The sequence below is a fragment of the Streptomyces sp. NPDC046876 genome (assembly GCF_040645035.1).
Classification (GTDB): domain Bacteria; phylum Actinomycetota; class Actinomycetes; order Streptomycetales; family Streptomycetaceae; genus Streptomyces.
In genome coordinates this window covers 1-18,365 of sequence record NZ_JBEYXK010000045.1, presented here as the reverse complement: position 1 = coordinate 18,365, position 18,365 = coordinate 1, and the positions used below count along the sequence as shown (strand labels likewise).

Annotated in this window: 18 protein-coding genes; 4 read left to right on the top strand and 14 right to left on the bottom strand. The window is 72.5% G+C overall.

Features of this window, described 5'->3' with window-relative positions; genetic code table 11:
* The first annotated feature begins 12 nt into the window (after window positions 1-12).
* The gene (locus ABZ924_RS22720) at window positions 13-297 is read left to right on the top strand and encodes a hypothetical protein (protein ID WP_361912635.1); all 285 of its coding nucleotides are present in this window, start codon (window positions 13-15) and stop codon (window positions 295-297) included.
* A 313-nt stretch (window positions 298-610) separates the two neighbouring features.
* Here the strand turns inward: ABZ924_RS22720 and ABZ924_RS22715 are convergent, their stop codons facing one another.
* From ABZ924_RS22715 to ABZ924_RS22690, 6 genes are all read right to left on the bottom strand, one after another.
* Window positions 611-838 carry a DUF397 domain-containing protein gene (locus ABZ924_RS22715; protein WP_361912733.1) on the bottom strand — a complete coding sequence of 76 codons (228 nt, stop codon included), beginning with the start codon at window positions 836-838 and terminating at the stop codon, window positions 611-613.
* Window positions 839-849: 11 nt separating this feature from the next.
* The gene (locus ABZ924_RS22710) at window positions 850-1,686 is read right to left on the bottom strand and encodes a helix-turn-helix transcriptional regulator (RefSeq protein WP_361912632.1); all 837 of its coding nucleotides are present in this window, start codon (window positions 1,684-1,686) and stop codon (window positions 850-852) included.
* A gap of 533 nt (window positions 1,687-2,219) precedes the next feature.
* Entirely contained in the window at window positions 2,220-3,140 is a 921-nt protein-coding gene (locus ABZ924_RS22705; protein WP_361912629.1) for an alpha/beta hydrolase, read from the bottom strand.
* 232 nt (window positions 3,141-3,372) lie between these two features.
* On the bottom strand, window positions 3,373-4,581 hold the full coding sequence (gene kynU, locus ABZ924_RS22700; RefSeq protein WP_361912626.1) for a kynureninase: 1,209 nt from the start codon (window positions 4,579-4,581) through the stop codon (window positions 3,373-3,375).
* Window positions 4,582-4,771: 190 nt separating this feature from the next.
* Window positions 4,772-5,617, bottom strand: coding sequence for a tryptophan 2,3-dioxygenase family protein (locus tag ABZ924_RS22695; protein WP_361912623.1), 846 nt, complete (start codon window positions 5,615-5,617; stop codon window positions 4,772-4,774).
* Between the two features lie 217 nt (window positions 5,618-5,834).
* Complete coding sequence (locus tag ABZ924_RS22690; RefSeq protein ID WP_361912620.1) at window positions 5,835-6,248, bottom strand: DUF3151 domain-containing protein; 414 nt, start codon at window positions 6,246-6,248, stop codon at window positions 5,835-5,837.
* A gap of 255 nt (window positions 6,249-6,503) precedes the next feature.
* Here ABZ924_RS22690 and ABZ924_RS22685 point away from each other — a divergent pair, with 255 nt between their 5' ends.
* Entirely contained in the window at window positions 6,504-7,949 is a 1,446-nt protein-coding gene (locus ABZ924_RS22685) for a transposase (protein WP_361912617.1), read from the top strand.
* 250 nt (window positions 7,950-8,199) lie between these two features.
* Here the strand turns inward: ABZ924_RS22685 and fbaA are convergent, their stop codons facing one another.
* The 7 genes from fbaA to ABZ924_RS22650 all read right to left on the bottom strand — a co-directional run bounded on the left by fbaA (window position 8,200) and on the right by ABZ924_RS22650 (window position 14,923).
* Window positions 8,200-9,222 carry a class II fructose-bisphosphate aldolase gene (gene fbaA, locus ABZ924_RS22680; RefSeq protein WP_361912611.1) on the bottom strand — a complete coding sequence of 341 codons (1,023 nt, stop codon included), beginning with the start codon at window positions 9,220-9,222 and terminating at the stop codon, window positions 8,200-8,202.
* Between the two features lie 254 nt (window positions 9,223-9,476).
* Complete coding sequence (gene pyrE / locus ABZ924_RS22675; RefSeq protein ID WP_361912608.1) at window positions 9,477-10,016, bottom strand: orotate phosphoribosyltransferase; 540 nt, start codon at window positions 10,014-10,016, stop codon at window positions 9,477-9,479.
* 78 nt (window positions 10,017-10,094) lie between these two features.
* Window positions 10,095-10,883: an aldose 1-epimerase gene (locus tag ABZ924_RS22670; protein ID WP_361912605.1), complete on the bottom strand. Its 789-nt coding sequence runs from the start codon at window positions 10,881-10,883 to the stop codon at window positions 10,095-10,097.
* A gap of 20 nt (window positions 10,884-10,903) precedes the next feature.
* Window positions 10,904-11,830: an SRPBCC domain-containing protein gene (locus tag ABZ924_RS22665; RefSeq protein WP_361912603.1), complete on the bottom strand. Its 927-nt coding sequence runs from the start codon at window positions 11,828-11,830 to the stop codon at window positions 10,904-10,906.
* Between the two features lie 157 nt (window positions 11,831-11,987).
* Window positions 11,988-13,637, bottom strand: a complete 1,650-nt coding sequence (locus ABZ924_RS22660; protein ID WP_361912600.1) for a polyamine aminopropyltransferase — start codon at window positions 13,635-13,637, stop codon at window positions 11,988-11,990.
* A 150-nt stretch (window positions 13,638-13,787) separates the two neighbouring features.
* Window positions 13,788-14,330 (bottom strand): DUF2617 family protein, encoded by a 543-nt coding sequence (locus tag ABZ924_RS22655; RefSeq protein ID WP_361912597.1) that lies wholly within the window; start codon window positions 14,328-14,330, stop codon window positions 13,788-13,790.
* A 299-nt stretch (window positions 14,331-14,629) separates the two neighbouring features.
* On the bottom strand, window positions 14,630-14,923 hold the full coding sequence (locus ABZ924_RS22650; protein ID WP_361912594.1) for a hypothetical protein: 294 nt from the start codon (window positions 14,921-14,923) through the stop codon (window positions 14,630-14,632).
* A 131-nt stretch (window positions 14,924-15,054) separates the two neighbouring features.
* Between ABZ924_RS22650 and ABZ924_RS22645 the strand changes: the two genes are divergently transcribed.
* Both ABZ924_RS22645 and ABZ924_RS22640 read left to right on the top strand, forming a co-directional pair.
* The gene (locus ABZ924_RS22645) at window positions 15,055-16,254 is read left to right on the top strand and encodes a pyridoxal phosphate-dependent aminotransferase (protein WP_361912591.1); all 1,200 of its coding nucleotides are present in this window, start codon (window positions 15,055-15,057) and stop codon (window positions 16,252-16,254) included.
* A gap of 191 nt (window positions 16,255-16,445) precedes the next feature.
* Window positions 16,446-17,570, top strand: a complete 1,125-nt coding sequence (locus ABZ924_RS22640) for a glycosyltransferase family 39 protein (protein ID WP_361912588.1) — start codon at window positions 16,446-16,448, stop codon at window positions 17,568-17,570.
* Between the two features lie 44 nt (window positions 17,571-17,614).
* Here ABZ924_RS22640 and ABZ924_RS22635 read toward each other — a convergent pair whose 3' ends face one another.
* Entirely contained in the window at window positions 17,615-18,160 is a 546-nt protein-coding gene (locus ABZ924_RS22635) for a YbjN domain-containing protein (RefSeq protein WP_361912585.1), read from the bottom strand.
* Between the last annotated feature and the right edge of the window lie 205 nt (window positions 18,161-18,365).

Below are 18,365 nucleotides of genomic sequence, written 5' to 3'. Positions count from 1 at the left end.
ACCGTACGTCGCATGAAGACGGCACTCGCAGTCTGCGCAACGGCAGCGGCCCTGGCCCTCGCCACCCCGAGCTCCGCCTACGCGGCCCAGGGCGTCCTGATCATCGACGGCGCCGCCCACCACTCACCCAGCGGCTGCTACCCGCTGGGCGACTTCGTCCCACCGGTGGTCTCCAACCACACCGACTCCGTCATCGCAGTCTGGTCCGACTACGAGTGCACGGGCCAGATCGAATGGCTGATCATCCCGGGCGAGACCTACCACCCGAACGGCAACCGCAGCATCTTCGTCCCCTGACCCGCAGACGCCCGACCAGGGCAGCACGTAGCGATTCGACGCGCCGGGAGCGAGCACGGACGGCGAGGGAGGCGCGGACACCAGGCACGGCCGGTCTGTCGCCCTGCCCGTCCCTCCCCCCTCCCCCGGGGGCCCGGACAGTCTGTGGCGTTCCGGGGTGGTGGTCGGGGTCAAGGGTGGCCGAAGGCCATCGCGCAGCGACGCGACCGGAGGAAGCGCCCTTGAGGCCGGCCGCCGCGCCGGAATGACACTCGGACTGACCGGGCCCCCGGGGGAGGGGGTACTTCTCTGATGCCGAGCCGGCGTCTACGGCTCAGCGGGCCGCCCAGGCGGCAAAGTCAGCCCAGGCCGCGGGGGCCACCGCAAAGGTCGGACCGCCGAGGTCCTTGGAGTCCCGGATGTGCACGGCGTGCGGGCAGGCGGCTACCTCGACGCACTGGCCACCGCTGGCATCGCTGTAGCTTGACTTGCGCCAGCTGTGCGTCACCTCGACACAGTTGCCACCACTGGAGTCGCTGTAGCTCGACTTGATCCACCGCATGGTGTTCGCGCTCACTTCTGCTCTCCCGCCAACTTCTCGATGAGGGCCAGGGATTCACGTGGCCCCAGGGCCTGCGCCCGGATCTTCGCATACCGCTGGGAGTAGAGGTTTACCTTCCCCGGATCGCTGATCAGCAGACTTTCGTCCTGCTGCTCCATGTACACGACGCGCTGTTGTTGCGGGGTCTCGACCAGCGTCAGCCCGCCACTCGTCCCAGCATGCTCACCCGTCAACCCGCAGTCGAGGGGGAGCACCTGAACGGTGACGTTGCGCCTTCGCGCCAGTTGCGCCAGATGCCCGAATTGGGCTCGCATGATGGCCTTACTTCCGATGGGCCGCATGAGCACAGACTCGTCGACGATGAACTCGATGAGCGGCATGGGGTCCCGATCGAAGAGAGCCTTACGCGCCATGCGCCCTTCCAGCAACTCCTCGATACGTTGCTCCGAGAGAACCGGAAACCCACCCGCAAACAGCGCTCGCGCATAGTCCTCCGTCTGGAACAATCCGTTCATCACACGAGTCTCGAACAAGTAGAGAATCTGCGCCTGCTGTTCGAGAACGAAGAAGTCCTGAAAGTGCTCGGGGAACTTGTCCAGCCGCACCAGGTCCCGTGCCGCTTCGAACAAACCAAGCCCGCCGCCGATCGCTGCCTCCAGCCCAACCAGCATCTCGTCGCTCGCTGGCTGCGCGCATGTCTCCACCGCGCTGACGGCTGCCGCCGAGTACCCCAGCATGCTGCCCAGCTCCTTCTGGGTCAGCTTCTCCCGTTCCCTGAAGGCCCTTGCCATCAGGGAAACCAGACGAGCTACCGCACTCGCCGTCTGCTTATTGGCGGCCTTGGCCATGGAGTGCACCCCCACTCAACCGGACTCAACCAGGCTCTACCAGCGCAGGCCGAGTTTCTACCGTTCCGGACTCTTGAGTCCGAGCCCTAGAAAACCGTAGACCGCACCCCCCACCCTGGACCCATGAACACAGAAAGTCACCCCACCAGCACGCCCAACTCCCGCCCCCCGAGCTGGATTCCGGCCACCGGCATCGGAATTCGCAAGGCAGGAGTGCTATTTGACGCCGTACGCGTGGACGGTGACATGGGACGGAAGCTCGCCGATCTCCTAGCGACGCTCACAGGCGGTGACCCCGGTCCGATCATCACTCAAGCCAACGGCCGGCGCCCGGTCTACTTCCTCGTCCCGGTCGGCAGCGCCGCCTACCGCGTCTGGCCGCCCGGATTCACCCGCCTCACCTCAGGCCCCCGCCGCACGACCTACCTCCCCATCCCCGCCCTGGACGGATCGTGGCCCCTGGCCTGGCGTTGCCCGCCAACCACCGAGGACCGGTTCGTGCACGCACTGCTCCTCTACCGCGCAGCCGGCCTCTACCAAGCCAGCTGCGAGATCTCCTCGGCCACCACCGCACAGGCGTCCGCGGCCGGATCGATCAGCGGGAAGTGACCGACCCCGTCGAGCAGCGTCAGCCCGACCGTCTCCCCGGCCTTGGCTGCCGCAGCCACGTACGACTCGGCCACCGCACTCGGCACGACGATGTCCTCCCGCCCGTGCACGATCGTGGTCGCGATCCCCGTCGGAACCAACGCCGCCGGATCCGCGTACGCCACCCGCTCCGCCCAGTGCGCCTCGCCGCCCAGCAGCTGCGCGGAGGCCCCTCCGCACACCCCGAGCTCCTCAGCCACCTCGAAGTCCGAGATGGGGGCCAGCGCCACCACGCCGCGCAGCAGCGGCGGGGAAGGCAGCTTCCACCCGGCCGGGGAACCAGCCGGCAGCACGTGCCGGGCGGCGGCCCACAGAGCGAGGTGCCCACCGGCCGAATGACCGGTGATCACGGTACGCCGGGGATCAGCGGCCGGAACCGCGGAAGCAGCGAGCTCAGGCAATGCATCCATCGCAGCCGCAACATCATCGAACGTCTCGGGCCACCGCCCCGCAACAGGCCCACCCGCACCAGCACCCTGATGAGGCACCGACCCCGAACTCCCCCGCCGATACTCGACGCTGGCCACGGCAAACCCACACCGAGCCAGAAAATCAGCCAACGGCGACACATGCAGCCGGTCGTACGGAGCCCGCCAAGCACCCCCGTGGAGCAACACCACCAACGGCGCGGAAGCAGCAGAAGCAGCAGAGGCAGCCGAAGAAGACGCCTCACCCCGAGGCGAATAAAAATCGATCACATGATCCGGATGATCCCCGTACGCAGCAGTCGCATCCGGCGCGACCGGCGGGTGGGAGAAGGCCGAGGCCGCCTCGGCGGCGTCCCGTTCGACTGCGGGGTCCGTCATCGGCTCAACCTCTCGGTAACGCATGGCACGTCTGGCACTGGTGTTCCGGTGGTCCGGTATTCCGGTGATCCGGCAGAGCGGGACCGTATCAGGCCGGAACCCGCCTGTCCCTGGGGGCCCTTGCACACCACAAGTCCAGGCATGGAAACGGATGGCGGCGGGCAGGGATCACACCCTGCCCGCCCCTAGCCGTGACGTTTCGCCACAGCCCCACCCGTAGGTCACCCGAACGTCACCCGAAGATGTGACCCAACGTCCGCGCCGCCCGCTCCGCATCGGCGAAGCCGACGTACAGCGGCGTGAAGCCGAACCGGAGCACGTCCGGAGCACGGAAGTCCCCGATGACACCGGCCCCGATCAGCCGGTCCATCACCTCACGCGCGTTCTCGCACCGCAGCGAGACCTGACTCCCCCGCCGCTCGTGCTCCACCGGGGTGACGGACTCGACCTTCCCCTCCGGCACGTACGCGGCCACGCACTCCAGGAAGAAGTCGGTCAGCGCAAGCGACTTGGCCCGCACCGCCCCGACGTCGACCCCGTCCCAGGCGTCCAGCGCCGCCTCCAAGGCCAGCATGGACAGGATGTCCGGCGTGCCGACCCGGCCCCGTACGGCACCCTGCACCGAAGGCGTGTACTCGGAGGTCATGGCAAACGGATCCGCGTGCCCGTTCCAGCCGGGCAGCGGCGAGTCGAAGGCCGCCTGGTGCCGCTCGGCGATGTAGAGGTACGCCGGCGAACCCGGGCCGCCGTTGAGGTACTTGTACGTGCAGCCGACCGCGAGGTCGACGCCGTTCTCGTCGAGGCCGACGGGCAGGGCACCGGCCGAGTGGCACAGGTCCCACACCACCACGGCGCCGGCGGCGTGCGCGGCCCGCGTGAGGCCGGGCAGGTCGTGCAGCCGGCCGGTGCGGTAGTCGACGTGGTTGAGCAGCACCACGGCGACGCTCTCGCCCCGCGCGGCGAGCACCGCAGCCGCCTCGGACGGATCCACCGGAACCACGGTCAGACCGGTCATCCGGGCCGCGGACTCGGCTATGTACCCGTCGGTCGGAAAGGTGGAGGCGTCGACCAGCATCTCGGTGCGGGCGGACGCAGCCGACCCAGCGGACCCGGCCGACCCGGCCGACCCAGCGGCCAGCCGAGCACCCCCCACCAGCGCCTTGAACAGGTTGACGCTGGTCGAGTCGCCTACGACGACCTGCCCCGGCGCCGCACCGACGAGCGGTGCGATCCGGTCGCCGATCCGCTCGGGCGCGGTCCACCAGCTGCCGGAGCTCCAGGAGCGGATCAGGTCGGTGCCCCACTCCTGGGTGACGACCTGGGCGACGCGCTCCGCGACGCCCACGGGAAGGGCGCCGAGGGAGTTGCCGTCGAGGTAGACGACTCCGTCGGGGAGGGCGAAGCGCTCGCGCAGCTTGCCGAGCTCGTCGGCGGAGTCCATGGCTGCGGCCCGGGCGGCCAGATCCAGATCCGGGTTCGGGTTCGGGCCCTGCGGGGCTGTTCCCCTACCCGCCCCTTCCCGAAACCGGGGCTGCGCCCCGGGCCCCGCCTGTGCGGCGCCGCTGCTGGGGGCGCTGCCCCCAGACCCCCGCGCCTCAAACGCCGGCGAGGCTGAACGGTTCTGCGTCGGCTCAGACATGGCTGCGCGCCGTCCACAGCTCGGGGAACACGTTCTTCGAGGCCCGCTTCTCCAGCCAGGTCACCCCGGCCGAGCCGCCCGTCCCCGTCTTCGCGCCCATCGCGCGGCGCGTGGCGACCAGGTGGTCGTTGCGCCAGCGCCAGACCAGCTCGGCCACGTCCGTCAGGACCTCGCCCAGCCGGTGCAGGTCGGGGTGCAGCTCCGGGTCCTCGTACAGGCCGGTCCAGACGGCCTCGACCTCGGCGGAGGCCTCGTACCGCTGGGACAGGTCGCGGTCGAGGACGGACGGCGGCACCGGCAGGCCGCGGCGCGCGAGCAGCCGCAGCACCTCGTCGTAGAGGCTGGGCTCCTGCAGGGCCTTCTCCAGCTCCGCGTGCACGCGCGGCGCACCGCGGTGCGGGACGAGCATGGAGGCGGACTTCTCGCCGAGCAGGAACTCCATCCGGCGGTACATCGCCGACTGGAAACCGGAGCCCTCGCCGAGGGCGGCGCGGTACGAGTTGAACTGGCCCGGGGTGAGCTGGGCGAGCGGGCGCCAGGAGGCGTTGAGGGCCTCCAGCTCACGGAGGGATCGTTTCAGCGCATCCATCGCCACGGGGACGCGGTCCTCGCGGAGCGCCTTCGCGGCGGTCTCCCACTCGTGGACGATGACGGTGAACCACAGCTCCATGACCTGGGTCGTGACCAGGAAGACCATCTCACCGGGATCGTCCGAGCGGGGGTGCTGGAGGTGGGTGAGGACGTCCGCCTGGACGTAGTCCTCGTACGGGGTCGTGCCGTCGAAGTCGAGGTTCGGGGTGTCCGAACCGGCTCCGGAGGCATCAAGGGTGTTAGACATCGCTGTCTCCTCGACACGTGCTTCCGGGTAGCGGTCCGCTCCTTCCGAATGGGTATGTGGAGCCCCGGTCCCCTGCCCGCATCATAGGACTGCTTCCCGGGCCGCCTCCAATGATGCGTGACCGGGCTCACAGACACTTTTCGGACACGGCCGGGCCGCGGAAGCCCTGACCCGGCGGGCCCGTCGGGGCCGTCGGGTCAGGGCCGAGCCGCCCCGGTCAGGCCCCCAGCGTCTGCGCCGCCGTCTCCGAGGAGTCGCGCAGGAACGTCGTGCAGCGCTCGTACTCGTCCTTCTCGCCGATCGCCTCGGCCGCACGGGCCAGGGCGTACAGGGCGCGCAGGAAGCCGCGGTTCGGCTCGTGCTCCCACGGCACCGGGCCGTGGCCCTTCCAGCCCGCGCGGCGCAGGGCGTCGAGGCCGCGGTGGTAGCCCGTGCGGGCGTACGCGTACGACTCGACCGGGCGGCCGGCGGCGAACGCCTCGTCGGACAGGACCGCCCAGGCGAGGGACGAGGTCGGGTGCGCGGCGGCCACCTCGACGGCGGGCGTGCCGGCGGCGATGGCCTCGCGGCCCGGCTCGTCGGGGAGGTGGGTGGGGGCGGGGCCCCCGAGCAGGTTCTGGTGAATGGACATGGATCAAGTCTGGGGTATCGGGCGCCGAAGCGGGCGCGGTGTCGTATGCGTACGCCCCGGGCGCGGTGTCGTATGCGTACGCCCCCACCACCCCGGCCGGGGAGCCCGGCGGTGGTCCAGCCACCGCCGGGCGGCCCGCGGGTCGGGGGTGGTGGGCGCCCCACCACCGGGCGGCCCAGCCGTGTGCCCGGCGCACCTCCCCCCGGGAGGGGGCTCCGACGGACCGTAGGAGGGCCATCGACGAAGGGGGAAGTCGTGAACACCGCTACCGCCACCGCCACCGCCACCGCTACTGCCACCGCCACCGCCGCCACTCGCCGGGCAGCCACCTCCATGACGAGCGCCATGACCGGCGCGGCCGCCGTCCGCGCCGCCTCCGGTGACGTCGTGCCGGGTGTCGGCGCCGATCTCGACGGTGCGGTCGAGGAGCTGTGCTCGGCGGTGTTCACCTCCCTGCGGCGCAAGGACCAGCGCGAACGCGGCCGCCAGTACGTACGCGGGCTGCTCGCGACCGAGGGCCGCAAGTCGATCCGCAACATCGCCCACCACCTCAGCGGGGCCGCCGACGGCGGTGACGGCAGCGGTTCCGCCGCCGCGGTCGAGCAGAGCCTGCACCACTTCATCGCCGCGTCGACCTGGGACTGGCAGCCCATCCGGACCGCGCTGTCGCAGTACCTCGGCCAGTCGGCGCCGCTGAACGCCTGGGTGGCGCAGCCGATGGCGATACCGAAGGGCGGGGAGCACTCGGTCGGGGCCGGCCACCGCTTCGACCCGCACCGGGGGCAGATGTTCCGCGGGCAGCAGGCGTTCGGGGTCTGGTACACCTCCGCGTCGGTGGTCACGCCGGTGGGGTGGCGGCTGTTCCTCGAGGAGGAGTCGTACGAGACGAACGGGTCGCACGGGTCACACGGGTCGGACGAGACGCACGAGTCGTACGAGACCTGCGCGGTCACCGGTGTGCTGAACTCGGTGCGGGAGGCCGGCATGCCCACCCGGCCCGTGGTCCTGGACATCCGCGACATCGCCACCCGGGCCACGCTGAACCGGTTCGCGGAGGCGCGGGTGCCCGTGGTGGGGCGGATCAGCCCCGAGGCCCGGCTGCTGGTGACCGACCCGCGGCTCCCCGGCTTCGGCGCCGGGACGCTGGCCGCGCGGGACATCCTGCAGAACGTGCGGGGGCTGCGGATGCCGGTGGAGTGGCCCGACCCGGCGGTGCCCGGGGCGCGGCGGACCTCGCTGGTCGCGGCCGTGCGGGTGATGGTGCCGGATCCGGCGCCGGGGCGGCGGCGCGAGGTGCTGCTGTTCGGGGAGTGGGAGGCGGCTCGGCGGCTGCCGACGCAGCTGTGGGTGACCGACATGGTGCGGACGGATCCCGGGGTGCTGGTGCGGATGACGAAGACGGCGCTGCGGGTTTCGGCGGCGTCTGCGGTGAGTGGGCAGGACGTGGGGCTGCGGGACTTTTCGGGGCGGTCGCTGGCCGGGTGGCATCGGCATGTGACGTTGGCTTCGGTGGCCCATGCCGTTCGGTGTCTCGGGGGTGGGGATGCGGGGGGCTGGGGCTGCGCCCCGGGCTCGGTGGCGGTGCCGGGGGCTGCCCCGGTTCCCGGCGCGGCGGCGGTGGCGGTCCCGCTGGCGGGGCGGTTGGGGGCGCGGCGGGCCGTGCGGGGTCGTGCGGCTGCCTCGCTGACCGGGGCTCGGTGACCGTTGCCGCTGCGCGGGCCTTCTCCCCGCCCCGCCCTCTCTCCGTATCCCGGGGCTCCGCCCCGGACCCCGTTCGCCTCACACGCCGGCGCGGCTGAAAGTTGCCGGCGCGGCTGAAAGACTCGGGGCTCCGCCCCGGACCCCGCGCCTCACACGCCGGCGGGGCTGAAAGTTGCCGGCGCGGTGGGGATGGGGAAGGGCCCCGTGCGCCGGGTGGCGTGCGGGGCCCTTCCTTCGTGGCGTGCGGGGACTACTTCAGCTTCGTGCCCGTCGAGCGGAGGTTGGCGCAGGCCTCGGTGACGCGCTGGGCCATGCTCGCCTCGGCCAGCTTGCCCCAGGTGCGCGGGTCGTAGGTGTTCTTCTTGCCGACCTCGCCGTCGACCTTCAGGACGCCGTCGTAGTTGCGGAACATGTGGTCCGCGACGGGGCGCGTGAAGGCGTACTGGGTGTCGGTGTCGAGGTTCATCTTCACGACGCCGTTCTCCAGCGCGGTGGCGATCTCCTGCTCGGTGGAGCCGGAGCCGCCGTGGAAGACGAAGTCGAACGGGTTCGTCTTGCCGTACTTCTCGCCGACGCCCTGCTGGAGGTCCTTGAGGAGCTCCGGGCGCAGGACGACGTTGCCCGGCTTGTAGACGCCGTGCACGTTGCCGAAGGAGGCGGCCAGCAGGTAGCGGCCCTTCTCGCCCAGGCCGAGGGCCTCGGCGGTGCGGATCGCGTCCTCGACGGTGGTGTACAGCTCGTCGTTGATCTCGTGGCTGACGCCGTCCTCCTCGCCGCCGGTCGGGGTGATCTCGACCTCGAGGATGATCTTGGCGGCGGCGGCCTTGGCGAGGAGCTCCTGGCCGATGGCCAGGTTGTCGGCCAGGGTCTCGGCGGAGCCGTCCCACATGTGCGACTGGAAGAGCGGGTTCAGGCCCTTGGCCACGCGCTCGGCGGAGATGTCGAGCAGCGGGCGGACGTAGCCGTCCAGCTTGTCCTTGGGGCAGTGGTCGGTGTGCAGCGCCACGGTGATGTCGTACTTGGCGGCGACGACGTGCGCGAACTCGGCCAGGGCGACCGCGCCCGTGACCATGTCCTTGCTGTACTGGCCGCCCAGGAACTCGGCGCCACCCGTGGAGATCTGGATGATGCCGTCGCTCTCGGCCTCCGCGAAGCCGCGCAGGGCAGCGTGCAGGGTCTGGCTCGAGGTCACGTTGATGGCCGGGTAGGCGAACTTGCCTGCCTTCGCCCGGTCGAGCATCTGGTTGTAGACCTCGGGGGTTGCGATGGGCATCTGTCCGCTCCTTGGATGTGCGGGGAGTGTGCGATTGAACCCTGACCTGGGGGCGACGTAACCGTCGCGCCTATCTTTCCAGACTCCGCACGACCCTCGACCCGTGCCGGGAGGGGCGAATTCCGGAATCTGCGCCACCGGAGGGTGAAAGAGCAGGTCAGCGGTTGTTTCAAGGGTCCCGCACCCGTGCCGCCCGGCCCCGGGCCCGTTCCGGAATGCGGAACGGGCGGCCCGGAGCCGGAGCCGGAGCCCGCTCAGGCCAGGCCGAGGTCCGACAGCTGGTAGCCGGTCAGGTACGGCAGACCCGCCTCGGCAATGGCGTCGGAGGCGCCGCGGTCCACGATGGTGGCGACGGCGACGACCTCGCCGCCCGCCTCGCGGACGGCCTCGACGGCGGTCAGCGGGGAGCCACCGGTGGTGGAGGTGTCCTCGACGACCAGGCAGCGCTTGCCCTTGACGTCGGTGCCCTCGATGCGGCGCTGCATGCCGTGGGCCTTCTGCGCCTTGCGGACGACGAAGGCGTCCAGGCGGCTGCCGCGCGCGGCGGAGGCGTGCAGCATCGAGGTGGCGACCGGGTCGGCGCCGAGGGTCAGGCCGCCGACGCAGTCGTAGTCGAGGTCGGCGGTGAGGTCGAGCATGACCTGGCCGACCAGGGGGGCCGCCTCTCCGTCGAGGGTGATCCGGCGGAGGTCGATGTAGTAGTCGGCCTCCTTGCCGGAGGAGAGGATCACCTTGCCGTGCACGACGGCCTTGTCCTTGATCTGCTGCAGAAGCGCATCGCGTACGTCAGTCATGCTCCCGAGCTTAGTTGCGCGGGGGCAGGGGCCATGCCATGCCACCTGCGCCATGCCACCTGCGCCACCCCGCCCGCCTCAGCCCAGTCGGCGCCACGTCCACGTCATCGCGACCTCCAGCGGGTCCACGGGCGTGACCAGCCGGGGCAGGGTGTTCAGCCCGTTCGGCGGGCCGGACTGCGGCTCCACGCACACGGCCTCGGGCTGCTCGTCGTAGACGACGACCCACTCGGCCCGGCTGGTGACCTTCAGCTCCAGCTCGCCGGGCCAGGTGAGGGTCGCCTCGACGCCGTACGGCATGCCGAAGCAGTCGTCCCAGGGGCCGGGCTGCGGGTCGATGCGCTTGCCGGTGGGCATGTGGTCGTCGCCGCGCTCCTCCTGCCAGGCGGGGGCGAAGTCGAGGCGTACGTCCTCGCCGCCGGCGCCGAGGTTGCGCAGGAACCAGGGGTGCCAGCCGGCCTGGGCCGGGAAGGAGTCGCCGTACGTCTCCACCCCCATGGTCACGGTCAGGCTCTCCGCGGACAGCTCGAAGGTCTGGGTGACCCGGCCGGGGTACGGCCACGGCTCGGCGAGGTCGTACGTGAAGGCCGCCTCGGTGTCGGTGGCGCGGGCCCGGCGCCACGGGTGGTCGCGGCCGAAGCCGTGGATGGCGTGCGGCGGCTGGTTGATCGGCAGCCGGTGCACGGCGGCCCCGTCGCGGAACTCGCCGTACGCGGTGCGCCCGCACCACGGCACCATGGGGAAGCACCCGTACCGGGGGCCTTGGCGCAGCACTTCCGTCCCGTCGATGCGCAGGCTGCTGATCCGGCAGCCGTCCTCCTGGTCGACCGTCACCTCGGCGCCGCCGGCGCTCAGTTGCGTACTCATGCCGCCGAGCCTAACGAGGGTCAGCGGCGGCGGCGCAGGGCCCGGCCGAGGACGACCGCCGAGGCCAGGGCGAAGGCGGCGGCCGGGGCGATCCAGCGCAGCCCGGCGCCGCCGGTGGTGGTGGCGGGCGCGGGCACGGGGGCGTAGCGGCCGCGCGGGGGTGCGTGGTCGACCTCCTCGGCACTGCGGCCGATCATGGTGCGGCGGGCGTGGGCGGCCTCGGCCGGGGGCTGCGCGGCGCCGGAGGTGTAGGCCTCGATCTCGCGCAGGCGGTCCAGGTCCCCGAGGTCGGTGAAGTCGGAGATGTCGCCGAAGTCGCCGTCCAGGAAGGGGTCGAGCGCGGGCTCCCCGGAGGGGTCCTGGCCGGGGTCCCGGGACGGTTCCAGGGAGGGCGGGGGGACCTCGGTGTCGAACACGGAGGCCCGGGCAGGCCCTCCGTCACCCGCATCCCCGGCCTCCTCCGTGTCCCCTGGATCCCCCGCTTCGGCCTCGGTCCGCCCGGCCGCCTGGGCGGCGAGCAGGCCCGCGGCCCGTTCCAGCAGCCGCTGTACGGCGCCCTCCACGGCCTCGGGCGCGAGGCCGGCGGTGCGCCCGCCGGCGGTGCCGTGGGCGGTGAGGTCCAGGGTGGTGCCGCCCTCGGTCGGGGTGAGCCGGAGCGCGACCGTCAGGGTGACCGTCCCGCTGCCCCGGATCTCGGTGCCCTCGCCGGCGACTGCGAAGTGGTCCGGGTCCTGCTCGGTGACGGACAGGCCGCCGCGGTAGGTGACGGTGTTGCCGCCGACCCGCAGTTTCAGCCGGCCCGCCACGGAGCCGGATCCGGCGTCCGTGCCCGCGTCCGTGCCCGCGTCCTGCTGGAGCCCGGGGACGCAACGGGCCACCCGGGCGGGGTCGCGCAGCACGGCGCGGAGGCTGTCGGCCTGTACCGGGACGAAAACCTGATGCTCCATGCGCTCGAGCCTACCGAGGCGACCCCCTCCCGTACCCGGTCCGGCACAACCCGAATGCCGAAGGACCGGGCAATCGCACGAATCGCCCCCAAGCGCCCCCAGGAAGCGCGCCCGGGAAGCGCCCTCGGGAATCGCCGCAGGAAGGCGGCGATCGCCCTCAGCTGTAGCGCGGGTGCGGCAGCGTCGACGGCGGCAGCCCCGCCACCCGGTTCCGCTCGGCGTCGCGGGCCGCGTCCCGCAGGGACTGCGTGGACAGCGAGCGCAGGCCGGGCGCGCCCGGCGTGTCGCGGTCGACGCGCAGCTCCGGGGCCCGCCCGCGGCCGGCCAGGACGAAGCCCCAGTCCTGCGGCGGTGCGTCGCTGACCCCGGGGCTGCGGTCGGGCCCGGCGGCGAAGCCGGAGAGCCGCCCGCCCGCGCTGTAGGGCGCGGTGCGCAGGCCGGCGGCGCGCAGGGTGGCTTCGACGGTCCAGTAGGTGCGGGGGCGGGTGGTGAGCGGGCCGGCGTGCACGGCGAGCCGCCCGCCGGGGGCGAGGGCGCGCGCGGCGAGCCCGTAGAACTCCTGGGAGTACAGCTTCGTGCTCGGGGTGATGCCCGGGTCGGGGAGGTCGGAGACGATCACGTCGAAGCGCCGGTGGGAGGCCGGGCCGCGCAGCCAGCGGAAGGCGTCCTCGGTGACGACGCCGAGGCGGGGGTCCTCGTAGGCGCGGCCGTTGAGCGCGGAGAGCATCGGGTCGGTGCGGGCGAGGCGGACGACGCCGGGGTCGAGCTCGACGACGGTGACGGAGGCGACGTCGCGGTAGCGCAGCACCTCGCGGGCGGCGAGGCCGTCGCCGCCGCCGAGGACCAGGACGCGGCGGTGGGGGCCGGTCATGGCGGGGTGGACCAGGGCCTCGTGGTAGCGGTACTCGTCGTAGCCGCTGACGCGCAGCCGCCCGTCGAGGAAGAGGTCGAGGGAGCGGGGGGAGCCGGCGGAGGGGCCGGTCAGCACGAGTTCCTGTATGCCGGTCTGCTCGGCGACGCGCACCTCGCCGCCGTAGACGGCGCGCCGGGCGACCTGCTCGAAGTCGTCGGCGAGGACGGTGGCGCAGGCGAGGACGGCGAGGACGGTGGCGTTCGCGGTGATCAGCAGCCAGCGGGAGCGGCGGCTGAGGTCGCGGCGGAAGAGGAACAGGACGAGTCCGGCGCCGACGACCGCGTTGACGGTGCCGGTCAGCACGGCGCCGGTGAGCTGGCCGAGCACCGGCAGCAGCAGGAAGGGGAAGGCGAGCCCGCCGACGAGGGCGCCCACGTAGTCGGCGGCGAAGAGGTCGGCGACGGCGCCGCCGGCGTCCTGCCTGCGGATCCGCTGGATGAGGACCATGAGCAGCGGGATCTCCGCGCCGATCAGTACGCCGATCACCAGGGAGAACGCGACGAGCGCGGGCCGGGACTCGCCCAGCCAGGCGAAGCTGGCGTACAGCGCCATCGCCGAGAGTCCGCCGAGCAGGGCGAGGCCGGCCTCGATGGCGGCGAATCCGAAGGCGGGCCTGCCCCGAAGGCGTTTGGCGAGCAGGGAGCCGACGCCCATGGCGAAGACCATGACGGACAGCACGACGGAGGCCTGGGTGACGGAGTCCCCGATGAGGTAGGAGCCGAGGGCGAGCAGTTCCAGCTCGTACACCAGTCCGCAGGCGGCGCAGACGAAGACGGTGGCCAGGACGAGGAGTCGGCCGGTCCGGGGCCGTACGGGAAGGGCGGGCGGGAGGGCCGCCGCGTCCCGGGGCTCCGGAGCCGGGAGCACCCGGCGCGGGACGGAACGGTCGATCATGCAGCGAACCGTACGTCACCGCCCACTTGCATCAGGTCACCCACATGGGTGCAAGTGGCGTTTCGCTCCCGCCAGTTGGCGCAACCCGTGCGCACCCCGCACCCACCCCCCACCCGCTTCGTGCGCAGCGCCCGCCTTGCGGCTGCGGCGCTAGAGCGGGGCGGGCTCCCGGGCGCCGGCCGATGCGCCCGCGCGCACACCGACCCTCGTACGAGTGGCCACCAACTGGCCTTCCTGCGGGTAGGCGTGCCAGGTCCGCCACCGCACCTGGCCCTCGTGGCGCTGCGCGAGCATGGCGGTGAAGGCGTGCGGGCTGCCGGGAAAGGTTCCGGCCAATCCGTTCGGGTGATCGGCGACCAGCGCGAGCAGCTCCTGGGCGCGCCCGGCGAAGGAGCCCTGCGACAGGGTTTCGACGCGGGCGGCGAACTCGTACTCCCAGCCGCTCATCCGCTTGGCCACGCCGAGCGGCAGTGGCGTGCTGCTGCCGGGCATGCAGGCGACCGTCTCCGAGCAGAGCACCGCGCCCTCCTCCAGGAGCACCTGGTGCGAGGCCCCGAGCAGGCGCAATTCCACCCGGGCGCCCGCGAGTTCGAGGTTGAGGACGGCCAGGGCGGGCAGGCGGTCGCGACCCAGGGCCCAGGCGAGGTCGGCGGCACGCGTGTCGGTGTAGGTGGTCTGGAGGGTCGTGAGCATGAGTCGGCTCCGCAAACGCGCGAGGGAGAGGGGCCGGACCCCGCCAGCGGTCGGTTCAACGGGTGGGGGGTCACCGGCTCGGGTCCACAGGAAGTCCCGGGTGGTCCGGGGACTGGTCTACTCAACCGAGGGAATCATGAAAGGCACGGCACTCACAGCGTTTTTACCCAACTTGATTGGGTTTACATCCCCGCGGGGGCTCAACAGTTCAGGTGTTCACCGGGACCCCGCACGCGAGGGCGCCCGGCGGCATGCAGCACCGCCGGGCGCCCGACGTACGCGGCGCCAGCTGCCCCGTGTCAGCTGGAACCGCCGCACCCCCCGCCACCGCAGGACGAACCGCCGCAGGACGAGGAGGAACCGCAGGAGGACGAGGAACCGCAGGAGGACGAGGAGCCGCAGGCGGAACCGCCGCCGCCCGACCACCAGCTGTGGGAGCTGCCCCGCCCGGAGATCCGCCGGGAGCCGCGCGACTTGGACGGCTTGGACAGGGAGAGGGTCCTCGCGGCCCGCTTGCGGTCGGCCGCGCGCCGCACGGCGACGGCAACGACAACGGCGAACACGGCGAACACCACGGCAAAGGCCAGGAACACGGTCCTCGACCCCCTTTGACTAGGCCTCGGTCCCCCGAGGAGCGGGATCCCCTCGTCCCGCGTGCAGGGGAGATGCCCGCGCGCCACCCCGGCCAAAGCGCACTTGAGCAAGTCCAGAGGTTCGCCGCAGGATGAGGCCCATGAGCGCACCCGCGGCAGGCCGCCGCCCCCTGTTGAACCGCCGTCTCGCGTCCTTCGGTACGACGATCTTCGCGGAGATGTCGGCGCTGGCCGCCCGCACCGGGTCGATCAACCTCGGCCAGGGCTTCCCCGACACCGACGGCCCGGCGCAGATCGCCGAGGCCGCCTCCCGGGCCGTCCTGGGGGGCCTGGGCAACCAGTACCCGCCGGGCCCCGGCGTCCCGGAGCTGCGCGCCGCGGTCGCCCGCCACCAGCAGCGCTTCTACGGCCTGGAGCACGACCCGGACACCGAGGTCCTGGTCACCGCCGGTGCGACCGAGGCCATCGCCGCGGCACTGCTGGCGCTGCTGGAGCCGGGGGACGAGGTCGTCGCCCTCGAGCCGTACTACGACTCGTACGCGGCCTGCATCGCGATGGCGGGCGCGACCCGCGTCCCCGTCACGCTGCGCCCGCACGCCGGCTCCTTCACCCTCGACCTGGACGAGCTGCGCGCCGCGGTCACCCCGCGCACCCGGCTGCTGCTGCTGAACAGCCCGCACAACCCGACCGGCACGGTGCTGGGCCCGGCCGAGCTCGCGGCCGTCGCCGAGCTGGCCGTCGAGCGGGACCTGCTGGTCGTCACCGACGAGGTGTACGAGCACCTGGTCTTCGACGGGGTCCACACCCCGCTGGCCTCGCTGCCCGGCATGCACGGGCGCACGGTCACCATCTCCTCGGCCGGCAAGACCTTCTCGTTCACCGGCTGGAAGGTCGGCTGGATCACGGCCGCGCCGGAGCTGGTCGCGGCGGTCCGCTCGGCGAAGCAGTTCCTGACGTACGTCTCCTCGGGCCCGTTCCAGTACGCGATCGCCGAGGCCCTGGACCTGCCCGACAGCTACTACGCGGACTTCCGCGCCGACCTGGCCGCCAAGCGGGACCTGCTCGCCGACGGGCTCGCGGCGGCCGGCTTCGAGGTGTACCGCCCGCAGGGCACGTACTTCATCACCACCGACATCACCCCTCTGGGTGAGAAGGACGGGCTCGCTTTCTGCCGGTCGCTGCCGGAGCGGTGCGGCGTGGTCGCCATCCCGAACCAGGTCTTCTACGACGACCAGGCCGCCGGTGCCGCCCAGGTCCGCTGGGCCTTCTGCAAGCGCACCGAGGTGCTGGAGGAGGCCGTGGCCCGCCTCGGCCGGCTCGCGGGGGCGTAGGCGCGCACGCGGCGCAGGGGCCGGCGTCCCCCCGCGTCTTCACCGAAGCTTCAGTGCGGGTTTCCGGCGGACGGCCGCACGCGGTCTTGTCCGGGGGCGAGGTTCTTCCCATCATCGGGGGGTTCCACTCACCAGTCCCAGCTTCGCGAGAGACGGGGTCCATGACGGCGACGGACAGTACGCCGGTTCCCGTGCGGCCGCAGGACCTCCGGACCGCCGGCCTGCCCGCGGCCGCGGTCGCGCTCGGGGTGTTCACCGCCGTCCGCGGTATCGGGGCCCTGGTGGTCGCCGCCGCGGCGTGGTGGGCCGGGCGCAGCCCGGTGCGGGTGCTGGGGCACTCGTGGGACTCCGTCTGGTACCTGGCCATCGCCCGGCACGGCTACGGCAGGACGCAGATGTGGCCGGGTCCCGTCACCGGGCTGGTGCAGAGCGACTACGCCTTCTTCCCGCTCTACCCGGTGCTGGTGCGGCTGGCCGGCGGGGGCGAGTGGGGCGCGCTGGTCGTGGCCTGGACGGCGGCCGCGGTGGCCGCGGTCGGGGTGTACCGGGTCGGCGAGCTGGTGGCCGGGCGGCGCGTCGGGGTCCTGCTCGTCGCCCTGTGGGCGGTGGTGCCGCACGCGGTGGTGCTCTCGCTCGCCTACACCGAGCCGCTGCTCGTCGCGCTGGCCGCCTGGTCGCTGTACGCGCTGCTGCGCGGCCGGTGGATGTGGGCGGCGGGCCTGGCCGTGGCCGCCGGACTGACCCGGCCGACCGGGATCGCCGTGGCCGCGGCCGTGTCGGTCACCGCCCTGCACGCCGTGCTCGTACGGCGCTCGCGGGGGCCCGGGGTGTGGGCGGCCGGGCTGCTGGCCCCGGCGGGCTGGCTGGCGTACGTCGCCGCCGTCGGGGTGCGCAGGGGGGATCCGGGCGGATACTTCACCGTGCAGCAGCACTGGGGGTCCCGCTTCGACTGGGGCCGGGCCACGCGGATCACCGTCTGGCGGGTGCTGACCGGCGAACCGGTGCCGCTCGCCACCACCGTGTCGGCCGCCGTGCTGGGCGTGGCGCTGCTGCTGGCGGGGCGGCTGCTGCTGGAGCGGCCGCCGCTGCCGCTGCTCGTGTACACCGCGGTGCTGCTGGTGATCACGCTGGGCGGGGCCGGCTACTTCGAGTCCAAGCCGCGGTTCCTGCTGCCGGCGTTCCCGCTGCTGCTGCCGGCGGCCGCCGCGATGGCGAAAGCCCGGCCGCGCACGGCGGTCGCGGTGACCGCCGTGCTGGCCGGGCTCTCGTACGGCTATGGGGTGTATCTGCTGGTCATCGCCAGGATGCCACCGTAGTGCCGACGGCTGCCGAACGACTTTCGAACGGCTTCCGAGGGGGACTACTCCCCCTCGCCGTCCTTGTCGTTGTCGTCGCCGTCGGCGGAGTCGAGGTCCTTCTCCAGTCCGAGCTGCTCCACGAGCCACTTGTCGAACTCGATGGAGGCGCGGACCCAGCTGACCGTGGAGGACACGAAGTGCTCCAGGCTGACGCCGGTGCCGATCAGCATCTGCGCCTCGCCGATCAGGCGGACGGAGCCGTCGTCGTGGGTGTGGCTGTAGACCTTCGGCCACAGGGTGCGACGGTTCCAGTCGTCGATCGACTCCAGGAGCTGCGGCTTCTCCTCGATCGGGTGCGGACGGTCGTAGAACGTCCGCACCGAGAAGACCTGCTGCTCGCCCTCGCCGCGGAACATGAAGTACGTACGGAACTCCTCCCACGGCGCCGCGAGGTCACCCTCGTCGTCGACGACGTACTTGAGCTCCATCTGCTCCAGCAGCTGCTTGACCAGGTCCTGGTCGGGGACCACGGGGCCCGCCGGTCCTGTGGCCTGCGGTTCGGGCTGCTGCCCTCCGAAATTCGGAATCGAGGCCGGGTCGATGCTCACCGTGTTCTTCCCTTCGTGCGGATGATGCCATCCTCCCCCATGGCTCCTACCCCGTGTCCAGCCCCACACGTGCGATCCGCTCCGGGCGGACAGCCGCCGGCCCTGCGCGGGCCGGGGCGGGCGCGGCGGGCCCCGGCCCAGGCGGCGGCCATAGCGGCTATCCGGCCCGGAGTGGCGGGCCCGCCCCCAGACACCCGCGGGGAGG